Annotated in this window: 20 protein-coding genes and 1 pseudogene; 12 read left to right on the forward strand and 9 right to left on the reverse strand. The window is 59.0% G+C overall.

What is annotated here, in order from left to right; genetic code table 11:
• Nucleotides 1-51 precede the first annotated feature (51 nt).
• A complete protein-coding gene (locus tag ACI5GA_RS03040; protein ID WP_421421650.1) occupies nt 52-1,557 on the reverse strand; it encodes a hypothetical protein in 1,506 nt (501 codons plus the stop codon).
• 683 nt (nt 1,558-2,240) lie between these two features.
• A complete protein-coding gene (locus ACI5GA_RS03045) occupies nt 2,241-3,275 on the reverse strand; it encodes a zinc-dependent alcohol dehydrogenase family protein (RefSeq protein ID WP_421421651.1) in 1,035 nt (344 codons plus the stop codon).
• A 470-nt stretch (nt 3,276-3,745) separates the two neighbouring features.
• Between ACI5GA_RS03045 and ACI5GA_RS03050 the strand changes: the two genes are divergently transcribed.
• The 6 genes from ACI5GA_RS03050 to ACI5GA_RS03075 all read left to right on the forward strand — a co-directional run bounded on the left by ACI5GA_RS03050 (nt 3,746) and on the right by ACI5GA_RS03075 (nt 12,704).
• On the forward strand, nt 3,746-4,660 hold the full coding sequence (locus ACI5GA_RS03050) for a LysR family transcriptional regulator (protein ID WP_421421653.1): 915 nt from the start codon (nt 3,746-3,748) through the stop codon (nt 4,658-4,660).
• Between the two features lie 216 nt (nt 4,661-4,876).
• Nucleotides 4,877-6,121 carry a multidrug efflux RND transporter periplasmic adaptor subunit MexE gene (gene mexE, locus ACI5GA_RS03055; protein ID WP_404632435.1) on the forward strand — a complete coding sequence of 415 codons (1,245 nt, stop codon included), beginning with the start codon at nt 4,877-4,879 and terminating at the stop codon, nt 6,119-6,121.
• Nucleotides 6,122-6,133: 12 nt separating this feature from the next.
• Nucleotides 6,134-9,325: an efflux RND transporter permease subunit gene (locus ACI5GA_RS03060; RefSeq protein ID WP_404632437.1), complete on the forward strand. Its 3,192-nt coding sequence runs from the start codon at nt 6,134-6,136 to the stop codon at nt 9,323-9,325.
• A complete protein-coding gene (locus ACI5GA_RS03065) occupies nt 9,325-10,722 on the forward strand; it encodes an efflux transporter outer membrane subunit (protein ID WP_421421655.1) in 1,398 nt (465 codons plus the stop codon). Before ACI5GA_RS03060 ends, ACI5GA_RS03065 begins: the two co-directional genes overlap by 1 nt.
• Nucleotides 10,723-10,869: 147 nt before the next feature.
• Complete coding sequence (locus ACI5GA_RS03070; RefSeq protein WP_404632441.1) at nt 10,870-11,967, forward strand: tetratricopeptide repeat protein; 1,098 nt, start codon at nt 10,870-10,872, stop codon at nt 11,965-11,967.
• Nucleotides 11,968-12,341: 374 nt separating this feature from the next.
• Nucleotides 12,342-12,704 carry a histone-like nucleoid-structuring protein, MvaT/MvaU family gene (locus tag ACI5GA_RS03075; protein ID WP_404632443.1) on the forward strand — a complete coding sequence of 121 codons (363 nt, stop codon included), beginning with the start codon at nt 12,342-12,344 and terminating at the stop codon, nt 12,702-12,704.
• Nucleotides 12,705-13,151: 447 nt separating this feature from the next.
• Here ACI5GA_RS03075 and ACI5GA_RS03080 read toward each other — a convergent pair whose 3' ends face one another.
• Nucleotides 13,152-13,676: a DUF4946 domain-containing protein gene (locus tag ACI5GA_RS03080; RefSeq protein ID WP_421421658.1), complete on the reverse strand. Its 525-nt coding sequence runs from the start codon at nt 13,674-13,676 to the stop codon at nt 13,152-13,154.
• Nucleotides 13,677-13,837: 161 nt separating this feature from the next.
• Between ACI5GA_RS03080 and gloA the strand changes: the two genes are divergently transcribed.
• Nucleotides 13,838-14,359 (forward strand): lactoylglutathione lyase, encoded by a 522-nt coding sequence (gene gloA / locus ACI5GA_RS03085; RefSeq protein WP_404632445.1) that lies wholly within the window; start codon nt 13,838-13,840, stop codon nt 14,357-14,359.
• 247 nt (nt 14,360-14,606) lie between these two features.
• Here gloA and ahpF read toward each other — a convergent pair whose 3' ends face one another.
• Nucleotides 14,607-16,169: an alkyl hydroperoxide reductase subunit F gene (ahpF, locus tag ACI5GA_RS03090; protein WP_421421659.1), complete on the reverse strand. Its 1,563-nt coding sequence runs from the start codon at nt 16,167-16,169 to the stop codon at nt 14,607-14,609.
• A 133-nt stretch (nt 16,170-16,302) separates the two neighbouring features.
• Nucleotides 16,303-16,866 (reverse strand): alkyl hydroperoxide reductase subunit C, encoded by a 564-nt coding sequence (gene ahpC / locus ACI5GA_RS03095; RefSeq protein ID WP_062381274.1) that lies wholly within the window; start codon nt 16,864-16,866, stop codon nt 16,303-16,305.
• A 347-nt stretch (nt 16,867-17,213) separates the two neighbouring features.
• On the opposite strand from ahpC, the gene ACI5GA_RS03100 reads away from it, so the two are divergent.
• Nucleotides 17,214-17,927: a DNA-binding protein gene (locus ACI5GA_RS03100; RefSeq protein WP_421421661.1), complete on the forward strand. Its 714-nt coding sequence runs from the start codon at nt 17,214-17,216 to the stop codon at nt 17,925-17,927.
• On the opposite strand, the pseudogene ACI5GA_RS03105 reads toward ACI5GA_RS03100, so the two are convergent.
• The 3 genes and pseudogenes from ACI5GA_RS03105 to galU all read right to left on the reverse strand — a co-directional run.
• Nucleotides 17,918-19,603, reverse strand: a pseudogene (locus ACI5GA_RS03105) (response regulator); the annotation flags it as partial. The gene ACI5GA_RS03100 and the pseudogene ACI5GA_RS03105 overlap by 10 nt on opposite strands.
• A gap of 117 nt (nt 19,604-19,720) precedes the next feature.
• Nucleotides 19,721-21,076, reverse strand: coding sequence for a glutathione-disulfide reductase (gorA, locus tag ACI5GA_RS03110; protein ID WP_404632451.1), 1,356 nt, complete (start codon nt 21,074-21,076; stop codon nt 19,721-19,723).
• A 109-nt stretch (nt 21,077-21,185) separates the two neighbouring features.
• A complete protein-coding gene (gene galU, locus ACI5GA_RS03115) occupies nt 21,186-22,055 on the reverse strand; it encodes a UTP--glucose-1-phosphate uridylyltransferase GalU (protein ID WP_404632453.1) in 870 nt (289 codons plus the stop codon).
• Between the two features lie 371 nt (nt 22,056-22,426).
• On the opposite strand from galU, the gene ACI5GA_RS03120 reads away from it, so the two are divergent.
• Together ACI5GA_RS03120 and ACI5GA_RS03125 are read left to right on the forward strand one after the other, a co-directional pair.
• A complete protein-coding gene (locus ACI5GA_RS03120; RefSeq protein WP_404632455.1) occupies nt 22,427-22,612 on the forward strand; it encodes a hypothetical protein in 186 nt (61 codons plus the stop codon).
• Nucleotides 22,613-22,759: 147 nt separating this feature from the next.
• Nucleotides 22,760-23,041 (forward strand): hypothetical protein, encoded by a 282-nt coding sequence (locus tag ACI5GA_RS03125; protein ID WP_421421664.1) that lies wholly within the window; start codon nt 22,760-22,762, stop codon nt 23,039-23,041.
• Between the two features lie 8 nt (nt 23,042-23,049).
• On the opposite strand, the gene ACI5GA_RS03130 is transcribed toward ACI5GA_RS03125, so the two are convergent.
• The gene (locus tag ACI5GA_RS03130) at nt 23,050-23,406 is read right to left on the reverse strand and encodes a hypothetical protein (protein ID WP_404632459.1); all 357 of its coding nucleotides are present in this window, start codon (nt 23,404-23,406) and stop codon (nt 23,050-23,052) included.
• Between the two features lie 169 nt (nt 23,407-23,575).
• On the opposite strand from ACI5GA_RS03130, the gene ACI5GA_RS03135 reads away from it, so the two are divergent.
• Nucleotides 23,576-23,881 carry a DUF1883 domain-containing protein gene (locus ACI5GA_RS03135; RefSeq protein ID WP_404632461.1) on the forward strand — a complete coding sequence of 102 codons (306 nt, stop codon included), beginning with the start codon at nt 23,576-23,578 and terminating at the stop codon, nt 23,879-23,881.
• 74 nt (nt 23,882-23,955) lie between these two features.
• Nucleotides 23,956-24,135, forward strand: coding sequence for a hypothetical protein (locus tag ACI5GA_RS03140; RefSeq protein ID WP_404632463.1), 180 nt, complete (start codon nt 23,956-23,958; stop codon nt 24,133-24,135).
• Nucleotides 24,136-24,155: the final 20 nt, after the last annotated feature.

The raw sequence follows: 24,155 nt of genomic DNA on the forward strand, positions 1-24,155 counted from the left end.
TGACCGCCAAAGTCGCACACGCAATAGGCATCACCTTGAACGGTAGAACGGTCAGCGACCGGAGATCACCTCGGACACCGACTGACCGGTGTGCGGATCAACGGTCGTCACTCGCCCTTTGTCCGGGTCGCTGGCGCGCACGCGTGCAATGATTGAATGCTCGTCATTGAAATCCACCCGAGACCTGACGTAGAGATTCTGCAACCCTTTGAGACTCAGGCCGCTCACGTCCACCAACCACTGGATGACCTGATCCGGTGCAGGCTCTCCGGACAACGCTTTGTGCAGTTCCACCAACGCAATCAGCATGCCGGGGTGGCATCGACGTAAAAAGCCCTCAAGCCGCAAACCGCCGTCGACGAAAGGCGCGAACATCAGGCACACCAATTGGGCTTCGCTCAGTCCGAATGCTTCCTGCGCATACCCCGCCGCGAGCACTCGACGCGCCTCAAGCCGCTCAGGCCCGTCGTAAGCGGCCATGGCCTGGTTGATCAACCGCTTGGGCATGCGTTTGCGCCGCATCATCCCCACCGCCAGTTCGAGGTATTCGGCAATGCCATCGGCGTACTCACGGCCCTGCACGAACTCCGCCTTAAGCCCGCGCATGTGGGCCATCAGCAAGGGATTGGCACAATCGGACTCACTGAAGCTGAAGGCCAGGTCGTCGAAGCGAAAACCCAGGAAATCAGTCAACAGCGCCCATCGCTCTTCCAGACGGAAACCGATGAGATCGGCCACCGTCAGAAATGTCGGCGCCAGTCGTAGGTTCGCATACAGCGGCGGCCGTGATATGAACTCACTCGCTGTGGGTTCTTCGCCGTACAGCTCTTGGTAGTAACTGCGTCCTATGGTATCGATGGTGCTCAGCGCCGCGCTGAAACTGAGGGTGTGCCAATGCTCGATCAACAACCCATTGTTTTTGGCCAAGCGCATCACCCAGGTGGCGTACTGCTTTTGCTCTCTCAATGAATCGCCGCTGAGCACTGCATCGACACCGTCTCCCCACGACACCGCACGCCCGAGAAAATCGGCGACGCCCAGGTAGCAGCTGTTACAGAACGTGGTACGGGCGTCCCCTTCGGTCAGATGTCCACCCAGGAGCATGTCAGAACGATTCTGTTCCCGCCCGGCGGTGGAGAACGGCAGATCCGGATCGAACCCCAGAACAGACTCATGATCCACCACTAGCAGTTCCACTCTGGGGTCGTCGTGCAGGAACAGCGCCGAGTAACAGCGATGAATGTTCGCCATGACCGCCGATGTCATCCCGGCATGGCGCATGCTGGCAACGCGCAGATGGAACGTCGTCGGCGCCCGCGCCGCAATGCTCAGTTGGGCGGCCCGCAACAACGCCACCGTATACGCGCTGTCCTTACCGCCACTGAATGCTACGAGTACGCGATAGTCGCCAATACGGTCAATACCCCCTGCCGCAACAACCAGACGTTGTATCAACAACTGCAACGCTGTTCGCTCCGCGCGGTTCAAGTAACTTAGCAGCCGCTGTAATACTTGCTGATAGACATAGTTCATAGCCTGTTCGTGTAGAGAACCCATAACCACACACCTGAATAATATTCGATCCTGCGAAAACCTGAGCCCGATACACGAATGAGCATTCGCGCACACTCACAGTTATCGTTTGTTTGAACACCGCCGGGACGCCCGAGAGGCGTCAACAACTGTCGGGCATGCAAGCGGTTCGCCACGAAGTTGCTGAATGCCTCGCCGCGTGCGGCGTCAAGGGGCGCGAAGGGTGTGTTTCAAGCCGAAGATCGGGTATGAGACGGCGTGCGGCGCCGCAAGTTGAATAACCGGCGGAGACGAACGGCGAGCGCCGTATAAAAGTCGGCCACAATAAAGAAGGGGGCATGACTCGTTCCTTGAGTATGAAGTACCCCGCCATTATCAAGAGCCATGAGTGGAATTACAAGACACAGATATTCAACGCTTTGCCCGTCAGCAACGCCCTAAAATGAGCACATGATTAAACAACGCTGTTTATAGTTGCTCGACCCCTATTAGTTAATCGCTCTGGCGCGCCACTTCAATAACGGTCACCCGCGTTTAATCAACTTCGCGCCATAAACAAAAAAGCCTTCCAGAATCCTCGGGAAGGCTTTGTCGGGCGTTGCGTGGCCGATGAATGACGGGACGGACACCTGAACCGGTGAACGTTTCCTCTACGTCGACGCCTGGCCAGAGGCGCCGCACAGTCTACGAAGCGCGGTGAATTGCGCTCAAGCGGGTTCGACCTCAACCACCACGCGACCACCCACCGGGCAGCCATCCATCACGCGGTGCGCGTCCACGATCTGCTCGAACGGGAACACTTTGGTCAGTTGCGGCAACAACAGCTTGTCACGGGTCAGCTCGTTGATCTTGAGCAGTGCGCGTTCGACGGCTTCTTTGTCTTGTGGAATGCCCAGCTCCGGCTTGCCGGTAAAATTGCCCACACAGTGTACAAAGAACTGAATGTTTTTCTGGAACGCAGCACAGGCCGGGAACTGAACCTGATTGCCACCTTGCAGACCATAAAGAATCAGGCTGCCACGCGGTGCGAGCACGTCGCCGAGAATCGACATCTGTGGACCACCCAACCCGTCGAGCACCACGTCCACACCGCGCTTGTCGGTGTATTTGTTGACCGCCATCAGCAGGTCCTGCTCTTCGGTAACCACCACCTTGTCGGCACCCAGCGAAGTCAGGTACTTGCGAGACGTACCCTCTTCGTCGTCGGTCTTGATGGCCGCGATGACCTTCAAGCCCAGTGCCTTGCCCAGTTGCAAAAACGCCGGACCTGCACAATGACCGGCATCGGTGACCAATGCCACCTGACCCTCTTTGACCCGCGCCAGCTCAACGTACGCAAAGTACGCCACCAGCATGGGGGTGTAGTGAACGGCCGCCTGATTGGGCGTCAGAATGTCCGGATATTTAGTGACCGAGGTGCGCGGCAACACGATCTGCTCGCCGTAGACCGGGTGCACATTCGGGTTGGCAGACGGGAAGCTGGCAACCTTGTCGCCCACTTTCAGATCGTTCACGCCTTCGCCGACGGCGGTGATCACGCCGGCCATTTCAGAACCCAGACCCGCAGGAAGCTGCGCCTGGGAAGAAGCCAGATTTTGACGCCACAGCACGTCGTACCAGGTGACACCGATTGCCTGGACGCGCACTTGCACCTCGTCGGGTGCGGGCTGCGCTACTGGCAGCTCTTCTACTTTGAGCACCTCGGCCGGGCCGAACTGATGAAAACGGATCGTGCGGGACATTTCGAACCTCGCCTTATGAACCTTGATGCCATGAACTCTATCCGGGCGCTGCCGGTAACACTATCAGTGGCTATTAATAGTCGACATGCCTGTCATCGATTCTGTTGTTGAAAGGCGTTCATTAGATAACCATCGAATGCTCACGTATTCAAGGCGGTCATTGTTCTTTTCTCACCCGGACATTGCAACCCGACGGGCGATTTCCGGATGAACGTACAGGCTCCGGGCGCGACAGATGCCAACGCTGTTGCGGGTTTCGGCGCTCGGTCCTGCTCAGGATTGGGTCACTGCCCGACGCTCGAGGTTCAGCGCACATTATCAACGGTCGTGATGACCAACACGTTTGTATGCTTGCACATGCATTTAACGGTGTGGAGAATCGCCGTTTACCCTACTATGCGTTTCCGAGCTGAACACAGGCCGTCGCTCTGACGGTCAACGTATCGACCCATGTCTCCGAGACCCCCGTCATGAATCGCAACGACCTGCGTCGCGTCGACCTCAACCTGCTCATCGTGTTCGAGACCCTCATGCATGAACGCAGCGTCACGCGCGCGGCGGAAAAGCTGTTTCTCGGCCAGCCTGCCATCAGTGCAGCACTTTCCCGCCTGCGCGGGCTGTTCGACGACCCTCTGTTCGTGCGCACCGGGCGCAGCATGGAACCGACCGCTCGTGCGGTCGAAATCTTCGGCCTGCTCTCCCCTGCACTGGATTCCATTTCCACTGCCGTGAGCCGCGCTGCCGACTTCGATCCTGCCACGAGCACGGCCGTGTTCCGCATCGGCCTGTCCGACGACGCCGAGTTCGCCCTGCTGCCGTCCCTGCTCAAACGCCTGCGCTCCGAAGCACCGGGCATCGTGCTGGTGGTGCGTCGGACCAACTACATCCTGATGCCATCGCTGCTGTCCTCGGGCGAGATTTCCATCGGCGTCAGCTACACCGACGATCTGCCCGCCAACGCCAAGCGCAAGGTCCTGCGTCGCAGCAAGCCCAAGCTGCTGCGCGCCGACTCAATGCCTGGCCCCATCACCCTCGATGACTTCTGCGCACGCCCCCATGCGCTGGTGTCGTTCGCAGGCGACCTGGGTGGTTTCATCGACGAATACCTCGAAAAGCTGGGACGCAAGCGTCACGTGGTCCTCGCCGTGCCGCAATTCAACGGGCTGGCGACACTGATCTCCGGTACCGACATCGTCGCCACAGTGCCGGACTACACTGCTGACGTGCTTACCGCCGCAGGTGGCGTTCGCGCCGAAGAACTGCCGCTGGAGGCACGCACCTTCGAACTGCACATGGCTTGGCGCGGCTCGCAGGACAACGACCCGGGCGAGCGCTGGTTGCGGTCACGGATTCAGATGTTTTTCGGGGATCCAGACAGTCTGTAATGAGCGCCTTCTCGACTGAAGAAAAGGCCGCCATTGCGCCCTTTTTGACGCCTGCCCCGGCCCGATGCGGCTTGCGCCTCGTCAGGCCCCGTCCCAGAGCGTTTGTAACTGGAAATATCATTCCCACTGATATTTACCTTCGCCGTATTCGATTCGTGCAATAGAACCCCCGGGAACAGAATCCGCCAATCTCAATAAACATCGGCGGATTTTTCCATGGTTCAGTCACTTACTCCTCTGCGCTACCCCCTTGCCGCGCTGGCACTGGTGGTGCTCAGTGCGTGCGGTAAAGGCCCTGAAACGGCAGCGCAAGCCCCGGCGGCGGCCAAGGTCAATGTGGCTAAGGTGCTTGAGCAGCCCGTCAACGAATGGGACGAGGTCACGGCACGCCTGGAAGCGCCGGAAACCGTGCAGGTTCGCCCTCGCGTTTCCGGCCAGATCGACGCAGTGGCCTTCACCGATGGCGATCTGGTGAAAAAAGGCGATCTGCTGTTCCAGATCGACCCGCGCCCGTTCGAAGCCGAAGTGCATCGCCTCGAAGCCCAACTGCAACAGGCCAAAGCGGCATCGGTGCGCAGTAATAATGAAGCCCAGCGTGGCGAGCGCCTGCGCACCAACAACGCGATCTCCGCCGAACTGGCTGACTCGCGGACCACCACCGCGCAAGAGTCCAAGGCTGCTGTCGCTGCCATTCAGGCGCAGCTGGATCTGGCGAAACTGAACCTGAGCTTTACCCGCGTCACCGCACCGATCACCGGCCGCGTCAGCCGTGCGGAAATCACGGCTGGCAACATCGTCACCGCTGACCAGTCGATCCTCACCAGCCTGGTGTCCACCGACAAGGTCTACGCCTACTTCGACGCCGATGAACGTGTGTTCCTGAAATACAACCAACTGGCCCGCGACGGCAAACGTGGCTCGACCACCCCGGTGTACATGGGCTTGTCCAATGAAGTCGAAAACCCGCACCTGGGGCAGATGAACTTCGTCGACAACCAGGTCAACCCACGCACTGGCACCATCCGGGGCCGTGCGGTATTCGACAACAGCAAGGGCGAATACACCCCTGGCCTCTACGCCCGTTTGAAACTGGTCGGCAGCGGCACCTACAACGCCACGCTGATCAAAGACGAAGCGGTCGGCACCGACCTGGGCAAGAAATTCGTGCTGGTGGTCGACAAGGACAACAAGGCGACCTATCGCAACGTTGACCTGGGACCAAAACTGGAAGGCTTGCGCATCGTGCGTAGCGGCTTGCAGAAAGACGACCGTATCGTCGTCAGCGGCCTGCAACGCGTACGTCCAGGCTCTCCCATCGACCCGCAAGATACGCCGATGGCCAGCCCAGAGACCCTCACGGCCTTGCAGCAACAACGCCAAGCCCTTGAAGCCAGCAACCAACCTCAGGCCCAGAAAAAACTGGACGCCAAGGTGGCTGCTGCCGCTACGCCACGCGGTTAAGGAACACACCCAATGAATTTTTCCAAATTCTTCATTACGCGACCGATCTTCGCAGCGGTGCTGTCGCTGCTGATTCTGATCGGCGGCGCGATCTCGCTGTTCCAGCTACCGATCAGTGAATACCCGGAAGTGGTTCCGCCGACCGTCGTGGTGCGCGCCAACTTCCCCGGCGCCAACCCGAAAGTCATCGGCGAAACCGTAGCGGCTCCACTGGAGCAGGCCATCACCGGCGTCGAGAACATGCTGTACATGTCCTCGCAGGCCACCGCCGACGGCAAGCTGACCCTGACCATCACCTTCGCGCTGGGTACCAACCTGGACACCGCGCAAGTGCAGGTGCAGAACCGCGTCACGCGGACCGAACCGAAGCTGCCTGAAGAGGTGACGCGCATCGGTATTACCGTGGACAAGGCCTCTCCCGACCTGACCATGGTGGTCCACCTGACTTCGCCGGATCAGCGTTACGACATGCTGTACCTGTCCAACTACGCCGTGCTCAACATCAAGGATGAGCTGGCGCGTCTGAACGGTGTCGGTGACGTGCAACTGTTCGGTATGGGCGATTACTCACTGCGTGTCTGGCTCGACCCGAACAAGACCGCGTCGCGCAACATCACGGCCACCGACGTGGTCAACGCCATTCGCGAGCAGAACCGCCAAGTGGCCGCCGGTCAACTGGGCGCCCCGCCCTCGCCGAGCGCCACCAGCTTCCAGATGTCGATCAACACTCAAGGTCGCCTGGTCACCGAGGAAGAGTTCGAGAACATCATTGTCCGCGCAGGCGACAACGGTGAAATCACTCGTGTCAAAGACATCGCTCGCGTTGAGCTCGGCTCCAGCCAGTACGCCCTGCGCTCGCTGCTCAACAACCAGCCCGCAGTAGCAATCCCGATCTTCCAGCGCCCTGGTTCCAACGCCATCGACATTTCCAACGAAGTGCGCGATGAAATGGAACTGTTGAAGAAGAACTTCCCGGAAGGCATGGACTACAGCATCGTCTATGACCCAACCATCTTTGTACGCGGCTCCATCGAGGCGGTGATTCACACCCTGTTCGAAGCGCTGATTCTGGTCGTGCTGGTGGTGATTCTGTTCCTGCAAACCTGGCGTGCGTCGATCATCCCGCTGGCCGCTGTGCCGGTGTCGCTGATCGGTACGTTTGCGGTGATGCACCTGTTTGGCTTCTCGCTCAACGCGCTGTCGCTGTTCGGCCTGGTACTGGCCATCGGTATCGTGGTGGACGACGCCATCGTGGTGGTGGAGAACGTCGAGCGGAACATCGAACTCGGCCATCCGCCGATGGAAGCCACGCAGATCGCCATGCGCGAAGTGACAGGTCCTATCATCGCGACGGCGCTGGTGCTGTGTGCGGTGTTCGTACCCGCAGCGTTCATCTCGGGCCTCACCGGGCAGTTCTATAAACAGTTCGCGTTGACGATCGCTATTTCGACGGTGATCTCGGCCTTCAACTCCCTGACCCTGTCGCCAGCGCTGGCGGCGGTATTGCTCAAGGGTCACGACACGCCAAAAGACGGGTTCTCGCGCTTTCTCGACAAACTGCTGGGTGGCTGGCTGTTCCGTCCGTTCAACCGTTTCTTCGTCAAGGCCAGTAACAAGTACGTCGGCACCGTGGGCCGCGTCATCCGCATCAGCGGCGTGGCACTGGTGGTGTATGCCGGTCTGATCGTACTGACCTGGCTGGGCTTCTCCACCACCCCGACCGGTTTCGTGCCGCAGCAGGACAAGCAATACCTGGTTGCGTTCGCGCAACTACCGGACGCCGCCAGCCTTGACCGCACTGAAGCGGTCATCAAGGAAATGTCCGACATCGCCCTGAAACAACCGGGTGTAGCCAACTCGGTGGCCTTCCCTGGCCTGTCGATCAACGGATTCACCAATAGCCCTAACTCCGGCATCGTGTTCACCCCGCTCAAGCCGTTCGATGAGCGCAAGGACCCGAGCGAATCCGCCGGTGCCATCGCTGCTGCGCTGAACCAGAAGTTTGCCGGTATTCAGGACGCCTACATCGCGATCTTCCCACCACCGCCGGTACAGGGCCTGGGCACCATTGGCGGTTTCCGCCTGCAAATCGAAGACCGTGGCAACCTGGGCTATGACGAGCTCTATAAAGAGACGATGAACATCATCGTCAAGAGCCACAACGTGCCACAACTGGCGGCTCTGTTCACCAGCTACACCGTGAACGTGCCGCAAGTGGACGCCGCCATTGACCGTGAAAAGGCCAAGACCCACGGCGTGGCCATCAGCGACATCTTCGACACCCTGCAGGTGTACCTGGGTTCGCTATACGCCAACGATTTCAACCGTTTCGGTCGCACCTATCAGGTCAACGTTCAGGCTGAACAGCAGTTCCGTCAGGACGCCGAACAGATCGGTCAGTTGAAAGTGCGCAACAACCTGGGCGAGATGATTCCGCTGGCGACGCTGATCAAGGTCACCGATACCTCGGGGCCGGACCGCGTGATGCACTACAACGGTTTTATCACCGCTGAAATCAACGGTGCCGCAGGCCCAGGCTACAGCTCGGGTCAGGCACAGGCGGCGATGGAAAAACTGCTGAAAGAGGAACTGCCCAACGGCATGACCTACGAGTGGACCGACCTGACCTACCAACAGATCTTGTCGGGCAATACCGCACTGCTGGTCTTCCCGCTCTGCGTACTGCTGGCGTTCCTGGTGCTGGCCGCCCTGTATGAAAGCTGGAGCCTGCCGCTGGCGGTCATCCTGATCGTTCCGATGACCCTGCTGTCGGCCATTGCCGGTGTGATCATCGCCGGTAGCGACAACAACATCTTCACCCAGATCGGCCTGATCGTACTGGTGGGCCTGGCGTGTAAAAACGCGATCCTCATCGTCGAGTTCGCCAAGGACGAACAGGACAAGGGCAAGACCCCGCTGGAGGCCGTACTGGAAGCCTGCCGTCTGCGTCTGCGTCCGATCCTGATGACCTCGGTGGCGTTCATCATGGGCGTGGTGCCGCTGGTGCTGTCCAGCGGTGCCGGTGCCGAGATGCGTCATGCGATGGGTGTGGCGGTGTTCTCCGGGATGCTTGGCGTGACCTTCTTCGGTCTGCTGTTGACCCCTGTGTTCTATGTGCTGATTCGTAACTATGTGGGGCGTAAAGAGGCGCGCAAGGCAGCCAAAGCGGCTCGCGTTCAAAACATCGCTCCGGAGGCTCATTGATGAAGGCTGCAAAACTCTTTCTGCCGAGCCTGCTGGTCCTGGCGCTGGCGGCCTGTGCCGTCGGCCCGGACTACAAGAAGCCGGACACTGCGGCGGCCAACATTCCGGCCGCCGCTCAGGGCAACTATGACCGCAGCCGCACGGAAACCATCTGGTGGCAGCAGTTCGAAGACCCGACCCTGAACAAGCTGGTCGCCCAATCGCTGCAAGGCAACCGTGAGCTGCGCGTGGCGTTCGCCCGCCTGAAGGCCGCGCGCGCCATTCGTGACGACATCAGCAACGACGCGATGCCGGTGGTGACCAGTCGCGCCAGCAGCCAGGTGGGCCGCGCTCAGGTGCCGGGTGAAACCGAGCACCGCGTCAATCAGGAACGTTACGACCTGGGCCTGGACATGGCGTGGGAGATCGACCTGTTTGGCCGTATTCAGCGCGAACTGGAAGCCAGCGAAGCCGACCAGCAAGTGGCCGAAGCCAACCTCTACCAATTGCAGGTGACCATGATCGCCGAATTGGTGGATGCCTATGGTCAGTTGCGCGGCGCACAACTGCGCGAAGACATCGCCCGGGCCAACCTGAAAAACCAGCAGGAATCCCGTGGTGTAACCGTGCAATTGCGTGACGAAGGCGTGGGCAACGAAATCGACGTGGTACGTGCCGATGCGCGCCTGGCGGCGGTAGAAGCGACCATCCCGCAACTGCAAGCCGAGCAGGTCCGCGAGCGCAACCGTATCGCCACCCTGCTGGGCGAACGCCCGGACGCCATGACCGTGGATTTGAGCCCGGCCAAACTGCCTGCGATCTCCAAGGCGCTGCCGATTGGCGACCCGGCGAAATTGCTGGAAAACCGCCCGGACGTGCGCAGTGCCGAGCGTCAACTGGCCGCGCAAACCGCACGAATTGGCGTGCAGACTGCCGACCTGTTCCCTCGTGTCAGCCTCAGCGGCTTCTTGGGCTGGACCGCCAGCCGAGGTTCGCAGATCGGTTCAGGCGCGGCTCAAGCGTGGGGCCTTGGCCCGAGCATCACCTGGGCCGCGTTTGACTTGGGCAGCGTGAAGGCGCGGATTCGCGGCGCCAACGCCGACGCCGAAGGTGCACTGGCCAACTACGAGCAGCAGGTATTGCTGGCGCTGGAAGAAACCAACAACGCCTTCAGCGATTACGACAAGCGCCAACAACGCCTTGTGTCGCTGGTGCGCCAAAGTGAATCCAGCCGCAAGGCCGCGGACCTGGCGAATATCCAGTACCGCGAAGGCACCGCTGACTTCCTTGTGCTGCTGGACGCCGAGCGCGAGCGCCTGGCCGCCGAAGACAGCCAGGCCCAGGCCGAGATCGACCTGTATCGCGGCATCGTGGCCATCTACAAAGCGCTGGGCGGTGGCTGGCAACCCAACGCCTGACCCAGCGGTGTCCTGAGTGGGGTAGCGTTATCCCCTACCTTACTCAAGCCCCGAACTCACAAGGTTCGGGGCTTTTTATTTACGGCCAGCGTTTGACACTCGCCAATGACTCCTCGAAGCTGCTCCTTCGCAGAAACGGAATCCGGTATGCCCAACGCGCCTGTTCAGCCCTCACCCGCCCACTCCAAAGCACGTCGCCGCTGGCGGATCGTGATCGCGACGGCCGCAGGACTGCTGATCGTCGGACTGGCACTGCTGGTGCGTCACTGGAACGCCCCGCCCGCCCCGCCCGTGGTCAACCACAGTTACGCAGAAGCGCTGGAGCAGGCGCACAACGGCAAGCCCGGCGCTGCCCGCGTGCTCTATCAGCAATTGAGCCGCACGGATCTTTCAGACATTCGCCGCGCCGGGCTGCTTGCCGAGCTGGTCAACTACCCCAGCGCGCAGGCATTGAAAATCCTCGACGGCGACCTCAAACGCCCCGTGCCACTGGTCCAGCAAGCGGCAATCGATGCCGTGGTCGCTCTGGTGCCCGAAGCACAGCGCAGCGTATTGATCGGCCCGCTGCTGGACGATGCCGATCAAAGCGTTCGATATGGTGCGGTGCGCGCTCTGCTGGGACTGACGCCCGATGACGTCGGCCTGTATTACGGTGCACTGCAAGACACCGCAGCCGACTATGAAAACTCACTGGCTTCGCAGCCGCCCAGCGGACAGAGCCAGTTGCAACTGGCCAGACTGTTCGTCAATCGGGGCGACATTCATAAAGCCTTCGACGCGCTGGATCTGGCGCTGAAGCTGGAGCCCAATAACGTTCAGATCGAGCTGGCACTCATCGACTTGCTGGACCGGCAAGGCCAGACCGACCGCTCGCGCCAGCAACTGGCTCAATGGCTGGAAAAACACCCTCAGTCATCCCTGTTGCAACATGCTTTGGGGCAATGGCTGTTGCGCCATCAACAGCACGAATACGCGCTGCTGGCCTTGGCCAAGGCCGTGGAACTGGAACCTGAAAACACTGCGTACCGCTACGACCTGGCGGTCGCCTTGCACGATTTGCAGCAACTTGAACCGGCGCAACGCCAGTTGGAGGACATCCTGCAGCGACAACCGGCCAATCGCAGTGCGCGGATTCTGCTTGTTCGTTATTGGAAAGAATCGGGCCAACTGCAGAAAGTGCAAGTGCTGCTGGCCGAGCTTGAACAATTGAATCCAGATGATCCGGCCCTGCAACAGGGCCTGTAATCGTCTGCAGGCAAGAAAATCCGGGGAGTTTGGATATTTTCCGCTCACGACATAATTTAGGAAATTACTTACAAGGTCGTTCTCCTGTGTCGTAATCTTTTTTGAGTCCGATTATCTTTCCCGGCAAGTTTCATATAACAAATGTGCTCTACCTGTTTTCCAACTCGAAAAAAACGTGCATTATTTGCCCGTAGTGACTCACAACTCCCCCGCGACCGATGAGCCGTTGACAACACGTGTTAGTTTATCCACGGGTGACACCGCCAGGCGCCGGGTAGTGAATAAATGAGCACAGGACCTGAATCGCATTCCCGAACCACGTCCATGTTGCTTGCGTTGGGCTGACAACAGCCAAATACCGCCGGAGTATTATTTTGTCCAGACTTGCCGAGTTTCGCGCCGCAGAAAAAGCCCTTCAGGAACAGCTGGCCCAGCTGGAGAACCTGAAGAATGATGCCGGACTGAAGAAGGAGATCGAATTCGAGCAGAAGCTCCAGGCGCTCATGAGCACCTATGACAAGAGCCTGCGTGACATCATCGCCATCCTCGACCCCAACCCTTCGGCTGCGCTGGCCGCCCCTGCGGGTCCAAAGCGCCGTCGCGCACGAGTGGTCAAGGTTTACCACAATCCGCACACAGGTGAACTGATCGAAACCAAAGGTGGCAATCACCGTGGCCTGAAAGCCTGGAAAGAGCAATACGGGGTCGAAGCCGTCGAATCCTGGCTGCGCGGTTGATCCGGATTCGCCGTTCTTCCCGTGTGTTATAAAAAATGCCCCGATCTTCGGGGCTTTTTTATAAGCGTAATAAGCGCGCCGCGAAAGATCAAATACGCGTTTGATTACGCGACCGAGTTTCCTGCCCCGCGCCACAGGTGCCGAGAATGAACTTCGTTTTCGCCACGCTCTTTCTTCGGCGTGCACGCAATACCGTGGCAGCGCCTCAATATCTCTACAAAGCAATAATCCATTGGTGTTATTAGTCGCGCCGAGACTCAAACAGTCCCGCGCGCCCTCCTCGCCAAAATGAAGATAGACGACCGGTCAGTCAAATGGCCTCGGCGGCGATCAGAGGAAAGGCCCGTTCACGATTTTTTCACAGGGTGTTCTACAGGATGAAGACTGCTAATGGATGAGCACCCCATGCCCGCTTCGGCGGGCTTCTTTATGCCTGAAGATCCCTGATCACGGAGATACGTTAAGGCGCAGGCTGTCCCGAATCCTTAACACTTCATCCTTGTTTGCGGCGTACCCGTCCTTCGAGCCTGCGTAGGACAACGACCAGGCCAGTTCCTTGTTGGCCGCCGCCACCAAAGTCTGCGTCATCACGTGAGCGCCATTCTGGGTGATCGTGCAGGTGGTCTCCATCGCCGGAACGTCACTGAGGGTGCTCGCCTTCATCTGCGTGCACACGCTCTGAAAACCGCTGTGCACGAAATTCAACTGAATGGCCTTGCGCATCTCCAGCAGCACGCCCTGCACATTGACCTCATGCCCCGGCTGAAGGCGAGTCTGGGTCAACTCCACGACCATCGCCGGATCGCCACTGGCATCATGCTTGACTGCACGTTGGCGAATCTGGACCGACGTATCCGCCTGAGGCAGCGCCTCAACTTCCCAGTCGCTGGGCCAGATGATCATCGAATCGGCCGACCAGGCATTGCCTAGACACAGCGGGAGAAGAAGACCTGCAAGACGGTAAATGCGCAACCTGAACACCCTGACCGATGACCTGACGATAGAGCGGAAAGTGTGGGCCACAGCGCGCGCCCTCACAAGGCCTGCGACAAGTGAGCAGCACTTTCGGGTTTGGCTCGGGCGCTGTGTCCCGTATCATTGCGCAACATTTACAGGACCCACCCGGAGTCATCATGAGCCTGAACGAACTGAACACTTTCCCCGGCGTCACCGCCCAGCCTGACGCGGCCACCGCGCAATTCGTGTTCAACCACACCATGTTGCGGGTCAAGGACATCACCGCATCGCTGGATTTCTACACCCGCGTACTGGGCTTTAGCTTGGTCGAGAAGCGTGATTTCCCCGAAGCGGAATTCAGCCTGTATTTCCTTGCGCTGGTGGACAAGGCACAGATCCCGGCAGACGCCGAGGCGCGCACGGTCTGGATGAAAGGCATTCCCGGCATCCTGGAACTGACCCACAACCACGGCACCGAGAACGATCCTGCGTTCAGCTATCACAACGGCAACACCGACCCGCGCGGTTTCGGCCATATCTGCATTTCGGTGCCTGACGTGCATGTCGCCTGTGCGCGTTTCGAAGCGCTGGGTGTCGATTTCCAGAAACGCCTGACCGATGGCCGCATGAAAAGCCTGGCCTTCGTGAAGGATCCGGACGGTTACTGGGTTGAGATCATTCAGCCAACGCCGGTCTGATCACCACCAGGAACGACTGCTGATCACCTTGTGGGAGCGAATTCATTCGCGATTCGGTATTTTGGGCCGTACATGTGCATCGACTTGGCCGACGTCTCGCGAATGAATTCGCTCCCACAGGAAACACGTGATAGCCGCCGGGTTACGGCGACAACTCCGCGAACGCAATAGCCCCACTCATCCAACAAAAAAACCTCATGATCGCTCATGAGGTTTTTTTGTTTTTCAGCGACAGATCAAGCAGCAATCACACCGGGGCGCTGGTGCGGATCAAGTGATCGAACGCACTGAGCGATGCTTTGGCGCCCTCACCCACGGCGATCACGATCTGCTTGTACGGCACAGTGGTCACATCGCCCGCAGCGAATACACCAGGGATCGAAGTCTCACCGCGGTTATCGACCACGATCTCGCCCCGTGGCGACAGCTCGACAGTGCCCTTGAGCCATTCAGTGTTTGGCAGCAGGCCGATCTGCACGAAGATACCTTCCAGCTCGACAGTGATTGCTTCGCCAGTGGTGCGGTTCTTGTAGCGCAGGCCATTGACCTTCTGACCATCACCGGTCACTTCAGTGGTCAACGCACTGGTCAGCACGGTCACGTTCGGCAGGCTGTGCAGCTTGCGTTGCAGCACGGCATCCGCACGCAGCGAACTGTCGAACTCCAGCAGGGTGACATGGGACACGATGCCGGCCAGGTCAATGGCCGCTTCAACGCCCGAGTTACCCCCGCCGATCACCGCAACGCGCTTGCCCTTGAACAGCGGGCCGTCGCAGTGCGGGCAATACGCCACACCCTTGTTGCGGTATTGCTGCTCGCCCGGCACGTTCATTTCGCGCCAGCGAGCACCGGTCGCCAGAATCACGGTCTTGCCCTTGAGCACGCCACCGCTGGCGAATTTGACCTGATGCAGCGCGCCATCCTTGCCAGGGATCAACTGATCGCCACGTTGCAGATTCATGATGTCGACTTCGTATTCCTTGACGTGCTCTTCAAGGGCAACGGCCAGTTTCGGGCCTTCGGTGTGTTGCACCGAGATGAAGTTCTCGATGGCCATGGTGTCCAGCACCTGACCGCCGAAGCGCTCAGCCGCGACGCCGGTGCGAATACCCTTGCGTGCTGCATAAATGGCCGCTGCAGAACCTGCCGGGCCGCCACCGACGACGAGGACATCAAAGGCTTCTTTGGCGTTCAGCTTCTCGGCTTGGCGATCACCTGCACTGGTGTCGATCTTCGCCAGGATTTCTTCCAGGCCCATGCGGCCCTGGCCAAACAGTTCGCCGTTCAGGTAGATGCTCGGCACCGACATGATCTGGCGGTCGGTGACTTCTTGCTGGAACAGACTGCCTTCGATAGCCACGTGCTGCACGTTGGGGTTGAGCACGGCCAGCAGGTTCAGCGCCTGAACCACGTCAGGGCAGTTCTGGCAGGTCAGCGAGAAGTAGGTTTCAAACTTGAACTCACCGGTCAGGCTACGGGCCTGCTCGATGGTTTCCTCGGTGGCTTTGGACGGGTAGCCGCCCACTTGCAGCAGCGCCAGCACCAGCGAGGTGAATTCGTGACCCATTGGCAGACCGGCAAAACGCAACTTGATGTCCTGACCCGGGCTGTTCAGGGCAAAGGATGGCGTGCGTGCATCGGTGCCATTGGTATTCAGGGTAATTTGATTGGAGCTGCTGACGATGTCGTTGAGCAGGGCCAGCATTTCCTGAGATTTCGCGCCGTCATCAAGGGACGCGACGATCTCGATCGGGCGAGTGATTCGCTCCAGGTACGATTTCAACTGAGCTTTAAGATTGGCGTCCAACATGATTCGGCTTCCTTTTCTTCACTTGCAGAGTCTAGAAAAAACAACGCCCAGGCGATGATCGCCCGGGCGTTTTGTGGGGGCGATGCGGTTTACGTGCTTATGGGCTCAGCGCCCCCGATCCGGTCATGAAGACTTAGATCTTGCCAACCAGGTCCAGGGACGGAGCCAGAGTGGCCTCGCCTTCTTTCCACTTGGCTGGGCAGACTTCACCTGGGTGAGCTGCGACGTACTGAGCGGCCTTGATTTTGCGCAGCAGCTCGGAAGCGTCACGGCCAACGCCGCCATCGTTCAGTTCAACGATTTTGATCTGGCCTTCAGGGTTGATCACGAAAGTACCGCGGTCCGCCAGACCGGCTTCTTCGATCAGCACGTCGAAGTTGCGGGAGATGGTCAGGGTTGGGTCGCCGATCATGGTGTACTGGATTTTGCCGATGGCTGGCGAGGTGTTGTGCCAGGCAGCGTGAGCAAAGTGGGTGTCGGTCGAAACGGAGTAGATTTCAACGCCCAGTTTCTGGAAGGCGTCGTAGTTGTCAGCCAGGTCTTCCAGTTCGGTTGGGCAGACGAAGGTGAAGTCGGCTGGGTAGAAGAACACCACAGACCATTTGCCTTTCAGGTCAGCATCCGAAACGTCAACGAAAGAGCCGTTTTTGAAAGCGGTAGCTTTGAACGGTTTTACTTGGCTGTTAATGATAGGCATCGGGTGGATCTCCTTAGGGTTGAATAGAACGTGTTTGATTCGATGGGGAGGAGCTTACGCACAATCCCCGGTAAGGTCTCATTGGCAAACCTGATGCCGGTGATTGGTTTTCGCTATAAAAGAACTCTTATATAGAAGAATTCGGTGACACCTTCGCGAACATCGCCTGCCCTCCCCGGCGTCAGGCAACACTGAAGCACCGTCAGCCTAACGAGTTCGTCCTGCTCAATTCAACCGCCCCTAGGCAGCCGGACGAGCAGACAGAAGCGAAAAAATGACGCACAATGCACACTTTTCATGGTACGTAACATCGCATACGTATTCGGTATCGAATAACAGGAATCCGCATGTCCCGCAGCGGCATCACCAAGACAGACGTGCAGACTGCACGCCTTTCACTCATCGCACGGGGCGAAAACCCCAGTATTGATGCAGTACGAATAGAACTGGGCAATACAGGTTCGAAAAGCACGATTCATCGTCTGATGCGCGAGCTGGATGCGACCGAAGGTGAGCGATCCGACACCCTGATCGACGAAGAGTTGAACAGCCTGGTGGCACGCCTTGCCCACCGACTCAAAGGCCAGGCACAGGAGCACGTCGACGCTGCCCAGGCCCGGCTCGACGCCGAAAAGAAAGAACTGCAAGACGCGCTTCAGGCGACACAACGCCAGCTTGCCGACCTGATCGAGCGCCATGCCGCGCAAACCACCAAACTGGGCACTCAGACGGCGACGCTGCTTGGTACTCAGCAAGACCTCCAAAAAGAACAAAAGGACAATGCGCGACTGAGCCAGGCGGCGCTGGATACGGCCTCACGACTGCACGACAAGGACCGGCAAATCGACGCTCTCAAAGCCCAGCATTTGCAGGCCCACACTCAATGCGCCCTGTTGGAGGAGCGTCTGCACAACGCCCAACACGAGCGTCAAAAGCTTCAGGAGCGCCTGACCGAGCGGGAACAGCAGAACCGCGTGCTGGAGTTGATTCTGATCAAGACCGAGGTCGCGCTGGAGCATGCGCGCTCCGGCCAGCCCGCCCCCGCACCCGATCAGGACTGAGCGGACGGCCTCTCGATCAGCCTTCGCACGCGCTGCGCCAGGTCGTCGATGCTGAAGGGCTTGGTCAGCATGTCCATGCCACTTTCCAGGAAGTCCCCTCGCACCTGCGCGTTGCGGGCATAACCGGTCATGAACAGCACTGGCAGACCAGGTCGATGCTGCCGCGCGATGTCTGCCAATTGCCGCCCATTCATGCCCGGAAGCCCGACATCGGTGACCAACAGATCCATACGTCCGGTGTCCTGGATGAACGGCAGCGCTGCTGCACCGTCCGATGCCACCTCCACCGAGTAACCCAATTCACGCAACACATCGACCACCAACATGCGCACTTCCGGCTCATCCTCCACCACTAGCACCCGCTCACCCTGACTGGCCCGAGGAGGTGCCGAATCCGAGGCCGTTGTCGTGTCCGGCTCGATCACTTCAAAATGGCAGGGCAGGTACAGGTCGATACGCGTCCCTCGCCCCTCGACGCTGTCGATCAGCACCTGCCCACCGGTCTGATTGATGAACCCGTAGACCATCGACAAGCCCAGGCCTGTGCCCTGCCCGATCGGCTTGGTGGTGAAAAACGGGTCGAAAGCCCGGGCGATCACCTCGCTGGACATGCCACTGCCGGTGTCCTGCACGCTGAGCCGCACGTAATCCCCCGGCACCAGCGAGTCGTGCAGCACGGCGATGTGCACCACTTCGGTCTGAATCAATAGCCGCCCGCCGTCAGGCATGGCGTCCCGCGCATTAATGACCAGGTTCAGTAACGCATTTTCCAGTTGATGCTCGTCGGTGTTGGTCAGCCGCAGCGCGGTGTTCAAGTCGACTTCCAGCTCGATACTTTCACCGATGGTGCGCCGCACCAGTTCATCCATCGAGGCCACCATCCGGTTGACGTCCACCGGCTGCGGGTTCAACGACTGGCGACGGGCAAACGCCAGCAAGCGATGGGTCAACGACGCCGCACGATTGGCCGAGCTCATGGCCGCATCGATGTATCGATCGATCTCCGAAACACGCCCGGCCGCGACACGCCGCTGAATCAGGTCCAGCGCACCCAGCACGCCCGTCAGCATATTGTTGAAGTCATGGGCGATCCCGCCGGTCAATTGGCCTATGGCGTCCATCTTCTGGGCGTGACGCAGCACCTCTTCCGCCTGCGCACGCTCGCTGATTTCGACCTGCAAACGCTCGTTGATCTCTGCCAGCTCGCGGGTCCGCTCGGCCACCCGCCGCTCCAGGCTCTCGTTGAGCTCCCGCAACGCGTCCTCGGCCTTCACTTGCGCCGTGATGTCCGTGCTGGTGCCCAGCCAGTAGGTGATATTGCCCTGTGGGTCGCGAATGGGCAGCGCACGGGACAGGAACCAGCGATAGAGGCCGTCCTTGCCTCGCAGCGGAAAGGTGTCTTCCCAGATCGAGCCGGTCGCAAAGCAGCGCTGCATGCGCGTATTGACGCGCTCCAGATGATCAGGATGGTGCAACGACCGCCATCCCAGCGCCAGCATGGCTTCCAGCGATGTGCCGGTGTAGCTGTACCATCGCGCGTTGTACCAGTGAATCTTGCCCGTCGGGTCGGCGATCCAGGCCAACTGGCTCATGTTGTCGGCCAGCGTCCGAAACTGCCGCTCACTGTCGTGAAGGGCTTCGCTGCGCAAAGGATCCTGAGCGCCGGGCTGCCGATCTTCAGGTGCAATGGGATTGAGGGGCATGTCTGCCGAAAAGCTCTTGCTGGTCAAAAAAGGGTCCTTCCCTTGAATACGATGGCAAACCGCCCCCTTCCGTGGGGGCGGTATCAATGGTCAGCGCGTCACGGTACGCATCGTGACGAACTCTTCCGCCGCGGTCGGGTGTACACCGATGGTGTCGTCGAATACGCGCTTGGTAGCGCCCGCCTTGATCGCGATGGCCATGCTCTGAATGATTTCCCCCGCGTCAGGCCCCACCATGTGACAGCCCAGCACACGGTCGGTCTTGCCGTCGACCACCAGCTTCATCAAGGTGCGCTCCTGATTGTCGGTCAGGGTCAGTTTCATTGGGCGGAAGCGACTTTCGAAGATTTGCACCTCGTAACCGCCCTTCTTCGCCTCTTCCTCCGTCAACCCCACCGTGCCGATATTGGGCAGGCTGAACACCGCCGTCGGAATATGGTTGTAATCCACCGGGCGATACTCTTCGGGCTTGAACAACCGCCGCGCCACAGCCATGCCCTCTGCCAGCGCGACAGGCGTCAGCTGTACACGCCCGATGACATCGCCGATGGCGATGATCGACGGTTCGCTGGTCTGGTAGTTACCATCGACCTTGATGAACCCCTTGTCGTCGAGGTCGACACTGACCGTTTCCATGCCCAGGTTGTCGAGCATGGGGCGACGCCCGGTCGCATAGAACACGCAATCAGTGTTGAACGCACTGCCGTCGTTGAGGGTCAGGTCGAGGGTGCCGTCGGCGCGCTTTTCGATCTTCTCGATCTGCGCGTTGAACTGCAGTTTCAGGCCGTGCTTGGTCAGTTCGTCACGCAAATGTTCGCGCACGGTGCCGTCGAACCCGCGAAGGAACAGCTCGCCGCGGTACATCAAGGTAACGTCGCTGCCCATGCCGTTGAAGATCGAGGCGAATTCGACCGCGATGTAGCCACCGCCCACCACCACGACCCGCTTGGGCAGTGTCTTGAGGAAAAACGCTTCGTTGGACGTGATCGCGTGCTCACGACCAGGGATGTCCGGAATCTGTGGCCACCCACCGGTGGCGATCATGATGTGCTCGGCGGTATGCACCTGGCCGTTGATTTCCACTTCATGAGGGCCGCGCAATTTCGCATGCCCTTCCATCAGGGTCACACCGCTGTTGTTCAGCAGGTTGCGGTAGATGCCGTTCAGGCGACTGATTTCCTGATTCTTGTTGGCGATCAGGCGTGACCAGTCGAATTCCGTCTCTCCCACCGTCCAGCCGAACGACCGGGCATTTTCGAAATCCTCGGAGAAATGCGCACCGTAGACCAGCAGCTTCTTGGGCACACAGCCAACGTTGACACAGGTGCCTCCCAGATAGCGGCTTTCGGCGACGGCAACACGGGCGCCAAAGCCCGCTGAAAATCGAGCGGCGCGCACACCACCGGATCCGGCACCAATAACGAAAAGGTCGTAGTCGTAGGTCATGTCTGTCTCCTTGGCAGGAGGGCTAGCATAACCGCTTCAGCGCGCCGGGCAAGGGCTTGCACCCTGAAACGACAAAGCCACCCGAAGGTGGCCTTGTGCTGCGATGCAGTTACTTGGCTTTGTGCGGTGCAGACACCGGATCCAGCGATGTACCTGTTTTGTAAAAATGCTCGAAACAAAAATTGGTCGCCTCGACGTAACCTTCGGCGCTACCGCAGTCAAACCGCTGCCCCTTGAACTTGTAGGCCAACACGTCACCCTTGGCCGCTTGTTTCATGAGGGCGTCAGTGATCTGAATCTCGCCGCCCTTGCCTGGCTCGGTCTCTTCGATCAACTTGAAGATGTCTGGCGTCAGGATGTAACGACCGATGATCGCAAGGTTAGAGGGCGCATTCTCAGGCTTCGGCTTCTCGACCATGTGAGAAACACGGATCAGCCCTGGCTTGATTTCTTCACCGGCAATGACACCGTACTTGTTGGTTTCATTCGGGTCGACTTCTTGAATCGCCACGATCGAGCATTTGTACTTTTTGTACAACTCAACCATCTGCGCCAGAACGCCATCACCCTCGAGGTTCACACACAGGTCGTCCGCCAATACAACCGCGAACGGCTCGTCGCCGATCAGAGGGCGACCGCTGAGAATGGCATGCCCCAGACCTTTCATTTCGGTCTGACGGGTATAGGAAAAGCTGCACTCATCGATCAGTTGACGAATGCCGACCAGGTATTTCTCCTTGTCGGTACCCTTGATCTGATGCTCCAGCTCGTAGCTGATGTCGAAATGGTCTTCCAGTGCACGTTTGCCACGACCCGTCACGATGGAGATTTCGTTCAGACCCGCAGTCAGCGCTTCTTCCACGCCGTACTGGATCAGCGGCTTGTTGACAACTGCCAGCATCTCTTTGGGCATGGCTTTGGTCGCTGGCAAGAAGCGAGTGCCGTAACCGGCTGCAGGGAACAAGCATTTCTTGATCATATAAGTCCTTGATGGGGCTTGGGGTGTTGCGGCGCAGTCTAATCAGGAGGCGATCACCTTACAATGCCCCCGCCACTGGCCGTTCGCTGAGTGGGTAGAGGAATAGTTGCGCAGTTAGTTCCGCACGATTTCCGACATTGCGACCACCGAACATTCCCACGTGACCCTCCGGACACGCGCAAACGGTTGTAAGACTGGTATCCGCTAGCTGTCAGAAGCATCACTCGTGAGGGGTCATCCCATTCCCCAAAACGTCCGCGCAATGACAGAACCAAGCGTAGTCGCGTTCATTCGTTTGCGGGCCTTTGCGTGGAAAAATAATACGCACACCCCGTATCATGCTGACTTGAATCAATAATCGAGACAGGTCGATGGCGGAAGTCAAAGTTGTAAACGGGTATCAGATCAAGAAATTGCAGGATGGCCAGTGGTGGCTGGTGGGCCATGACAGCGAAGCGGTCGCAGGTCCCTTCCCGAGTGAAAGCCTGGCCTGTGAAGTGGCAGCCGTGTTCGAAGACACACCGGCGCCCCGTGGACGCAGCGACAAAAAATCCTGACGGATCTCTGTTCAAGCGCCGGGCCACCGGAGCTTGAACGCTTCACCGCATGAAAAATGTTTCAATGATGCCGGAACGATGGCACAGCCGCTCAGTCTGAGAAGAGCTGATCATTCAACCCGGCCCCTCACCGCGAAGCATCCGAAAATGACCAAGATTTTGTCCATCATCGCCATACTGGGCCTGACTGGCTGCGCCACCGCGCAAAACACCTACCTGAAGGACGGCCAACAGGCACTGAGCATCGACTGCTCGGGCGAAGCCATGTCCTGGGCCGCCTGCTACGAGAAGGCCGACGCCTCCTGCGCAGGCACTGGCTACAACATCGTCAGCACCAACGGCACCCCGCAACCCAAGGAGTCGGACAAAACCCTGGGCGTGGACGTGGGCAATTACAAGACGCGCAGCGTGCTGGTCGTGTGCAAATAGTCGTTGACTCACTCACCGGAAATGCACGCGGTCACCGCGTGCTGAATGTCCTTGGGCCGCAAAGGATTGTTACCGCCACTCTCGAACAGCCGGATTGAACTGCCGCCTGAGCGCTTCTCGATGACGACGACCGCGGTAGGCGTGCCGCTGGAAAATTTCTGAGGAACGATGACCCGCAACCCCTCTCGATGAGGTTCGACCTGCGGAGGCTTGCGGCTATCAGCGATTCTGGCGACGAAACATTCGGCATACTCCTGCGGATTTTTACCCGACATCACGTTCATGGTCGCTGGCGTATGCTCGATGTCCGCCACGCTGGCGCAACCACTCATCGCCAATGCCAAAACAACAACAGCCCGTTTCATACAATCCCTCCAGTAAAGGTGCTACGACAGGCTTCGCCGGGATTAGATCCCCGGGCGCCACCTTTTTTCAGCGCCGTCGTTGTAATAAAAGCCCGGGCGGCGATCAATGCCGGGGCGCGTCATGATATCGTTTCGGATTTTCAAGCATGCCCGTTTCCCGGAGACACCCATGAAATTCGTACACCAGCGCGAGCACCTCAATGAAGATGATATGGTCGTCATCGAGTGCTCCCAGCTCTGCAACATCCGTCTGATGAGCGACGCGAATTTCCGCAGCTTCAAAAATGGCGGGCGTCACACCTATCACGGTGGCGCCTTCGATCGCTTTCCAGCCAAGATCACAGTGCCCAGCAGCGGTTTCTGGAACATCACCATCGACACGGCCGGTCGCAAGATGGACAGCCATGGTGGCCGCAAGACCACCTTCACCCATTCGATCAAGATCGTTCGCCGCACCGCGTCGCGCCTGAGCTGATCCCCATTCAACAGCGGCAGGCGTCAAGGTTTCGTATTGTGCGCCCTGCCCCGATCGTTTTTAAGGAAATGTTCATGACTCCGTCGACCCCGACCGTCAAATACGCCATCAGCTACAAGCTCAACGGCGAGCGCCGCTTCGAGTTCGCGCTCTTGCAATCCCCTTCCGCTGAAGAAGCCCTCGCCGCGCTGCAGAAAATGCACAGTGGCAGCGACGATGTCATCAGCGATGTGAAAGTCAGCAAGGCACTCTGAGCCGGTTTTCCAGCGCAATG

Origin of the sequence: Pseudomonas sp. Pseu.R1 (assembly GCF_045764065.1) — a bacterium.
In the GTDB taxonomy this organism is placed as follows: Bacteria; Pseudomonadota; Gammaproteobacteria; order Pseudomonadales; family Pseudomonadaceae; genus Aquipseudomonas.

What these genes read in the sequence shown, in the direction of transcription:
- galU (WP_404632453.1), bottom strand. Translation starts at nt 22,055, where the DNA reads ATGATCAAGAAATGCTTGTTCCCTGCAGCCGGTTACGGCACTCGCTTC.
- ACI5GA_RS03135 (WP_404632461.1), top strand. Translation starts at nt 23,576, where the DNA reads ATGAAATTCGTACACCAGCGCGAGCACCTCAATGAAGATGATATGGTC.
- ACI5GA_RS03100 (WP_421421661.1), top strand. Translation starts at nt 17,214, where the DNA reads ATGTCCCGCAGCGGCATCACCAAGACAGACGTGCAGACTGCACGCCTT.
- mexE (WP_404632435.1), top strand. Translation starts at nt 4,877, where the DNA reads ATGGTTCAGTCACTTACTCCTCTGCGCTACCCCCTTGCCGCGCTGGCA.
- ACI5GA_RS03070 (WP_404632441.1), top strand. Translation starts at nt 10,870, where the DNA reads ATGCCCAACGCGCCTGTTCAGCCCTCACCCGCCCACTCCAAAGCACGT.
- gorA (WP_404632451.1), bottom strand. Translation starts at nt 21,076, where the DNA reads ATGACCTACGACTACGACCTTTTCGTTATTGGTGCCGGATCCGGTGGT.
- ahpC (WP_062381274.1), bottom strand. Translation starts at nt 16,866, where the DNA reads ATGCCTATCATTAACAGCCAAGTAAAACCGTTCAAAGCTACCGCTTTC.
- ACI5GA_RS03140 (WP_404632463.1), top strand. Translation starts at nt 23,956, where the DNA reads ATGACTCCGTCGACCCCGACCGTCAAATACGCCATCAGCTACAAGCTC.
- ACI5GA_RS03125 (WP_421421664.1), top strand. Translation starts at nt 22,760, where the DNA reads ATGACCAAGATTTTGTCCATCATCGCCATACTGGGCCTGACTGGCTGC.
- gloA (WP_404632445.1), top strand. Translation starts at nt 13,838, where the DNA reads ATGAGCCTGAACGAACTGAACACTTTCCCCGGCGTCACCGCCCAGCCT.
- ACI5GA_RS03065 (WP_421421655.1), top strand. Translation starts at nt 9,325, where the DNA reads ATGAAGGCTGCAAAACTCTTTCTGCCGAGCCTGCTGGTCCTGGCGCTG.
- ACI5GA_RS03045 (WP_421421651.1), bottom strand. Translation starts at nt 3,275, where the DNA reads ATGTCCCGCACGATCCGTTTTCATCAGTTCGGCCCGGCCGAGGTGCTC.
- ACI5GA_RS03050 (WP_421421653.1), top strand. Translation starts at nt 3,746, where the DNA reads ATGAATCGCAACGACCTGCGTCGCGTCGACCTCAACCTGCTCATCGTG.
- ACI5GA_RS03120 (WP_404632455.1), top strand. Translation starts at nt 22,427, where the DNA reads ATGGCGGAAGTCAAAGTTGTAAACGGGTATCAGATCAAGAAATTGCAG.
- ACI5GA_RS03040 (WP_421421650.1), bottom strand. Translation starts at nt 1,557, where the DNA reads ATGGGTTCTCTACACGAACAGGCTATGAACTATGTCTATCAGCAAGTA.
- ACI5GA_RS03060 (WP_404632437.1), top strand. Translation starts at nt 6,134, where the DNA reads ATGAATTTTTCCAAATTCTTCATTACGCGACCGATCTTCGCAGCGGTG.
- ahpF (WP_421421659.1), bottom strand. Translation starts at nt 16,169, where the DNA reads ATGTTGGACGCCAATCTTAAAGCTCAGTTGAAATCGTACCTGGAGCGA.
- ACI5GA_RS03130 (WP_404632459.1), bottom strand. Translation starts at nt 23,406, where the DNA reads ATGAAACGGGCTGTTGTTGTTTTGGCATTGGCGATGAGTGGTTGCGCC.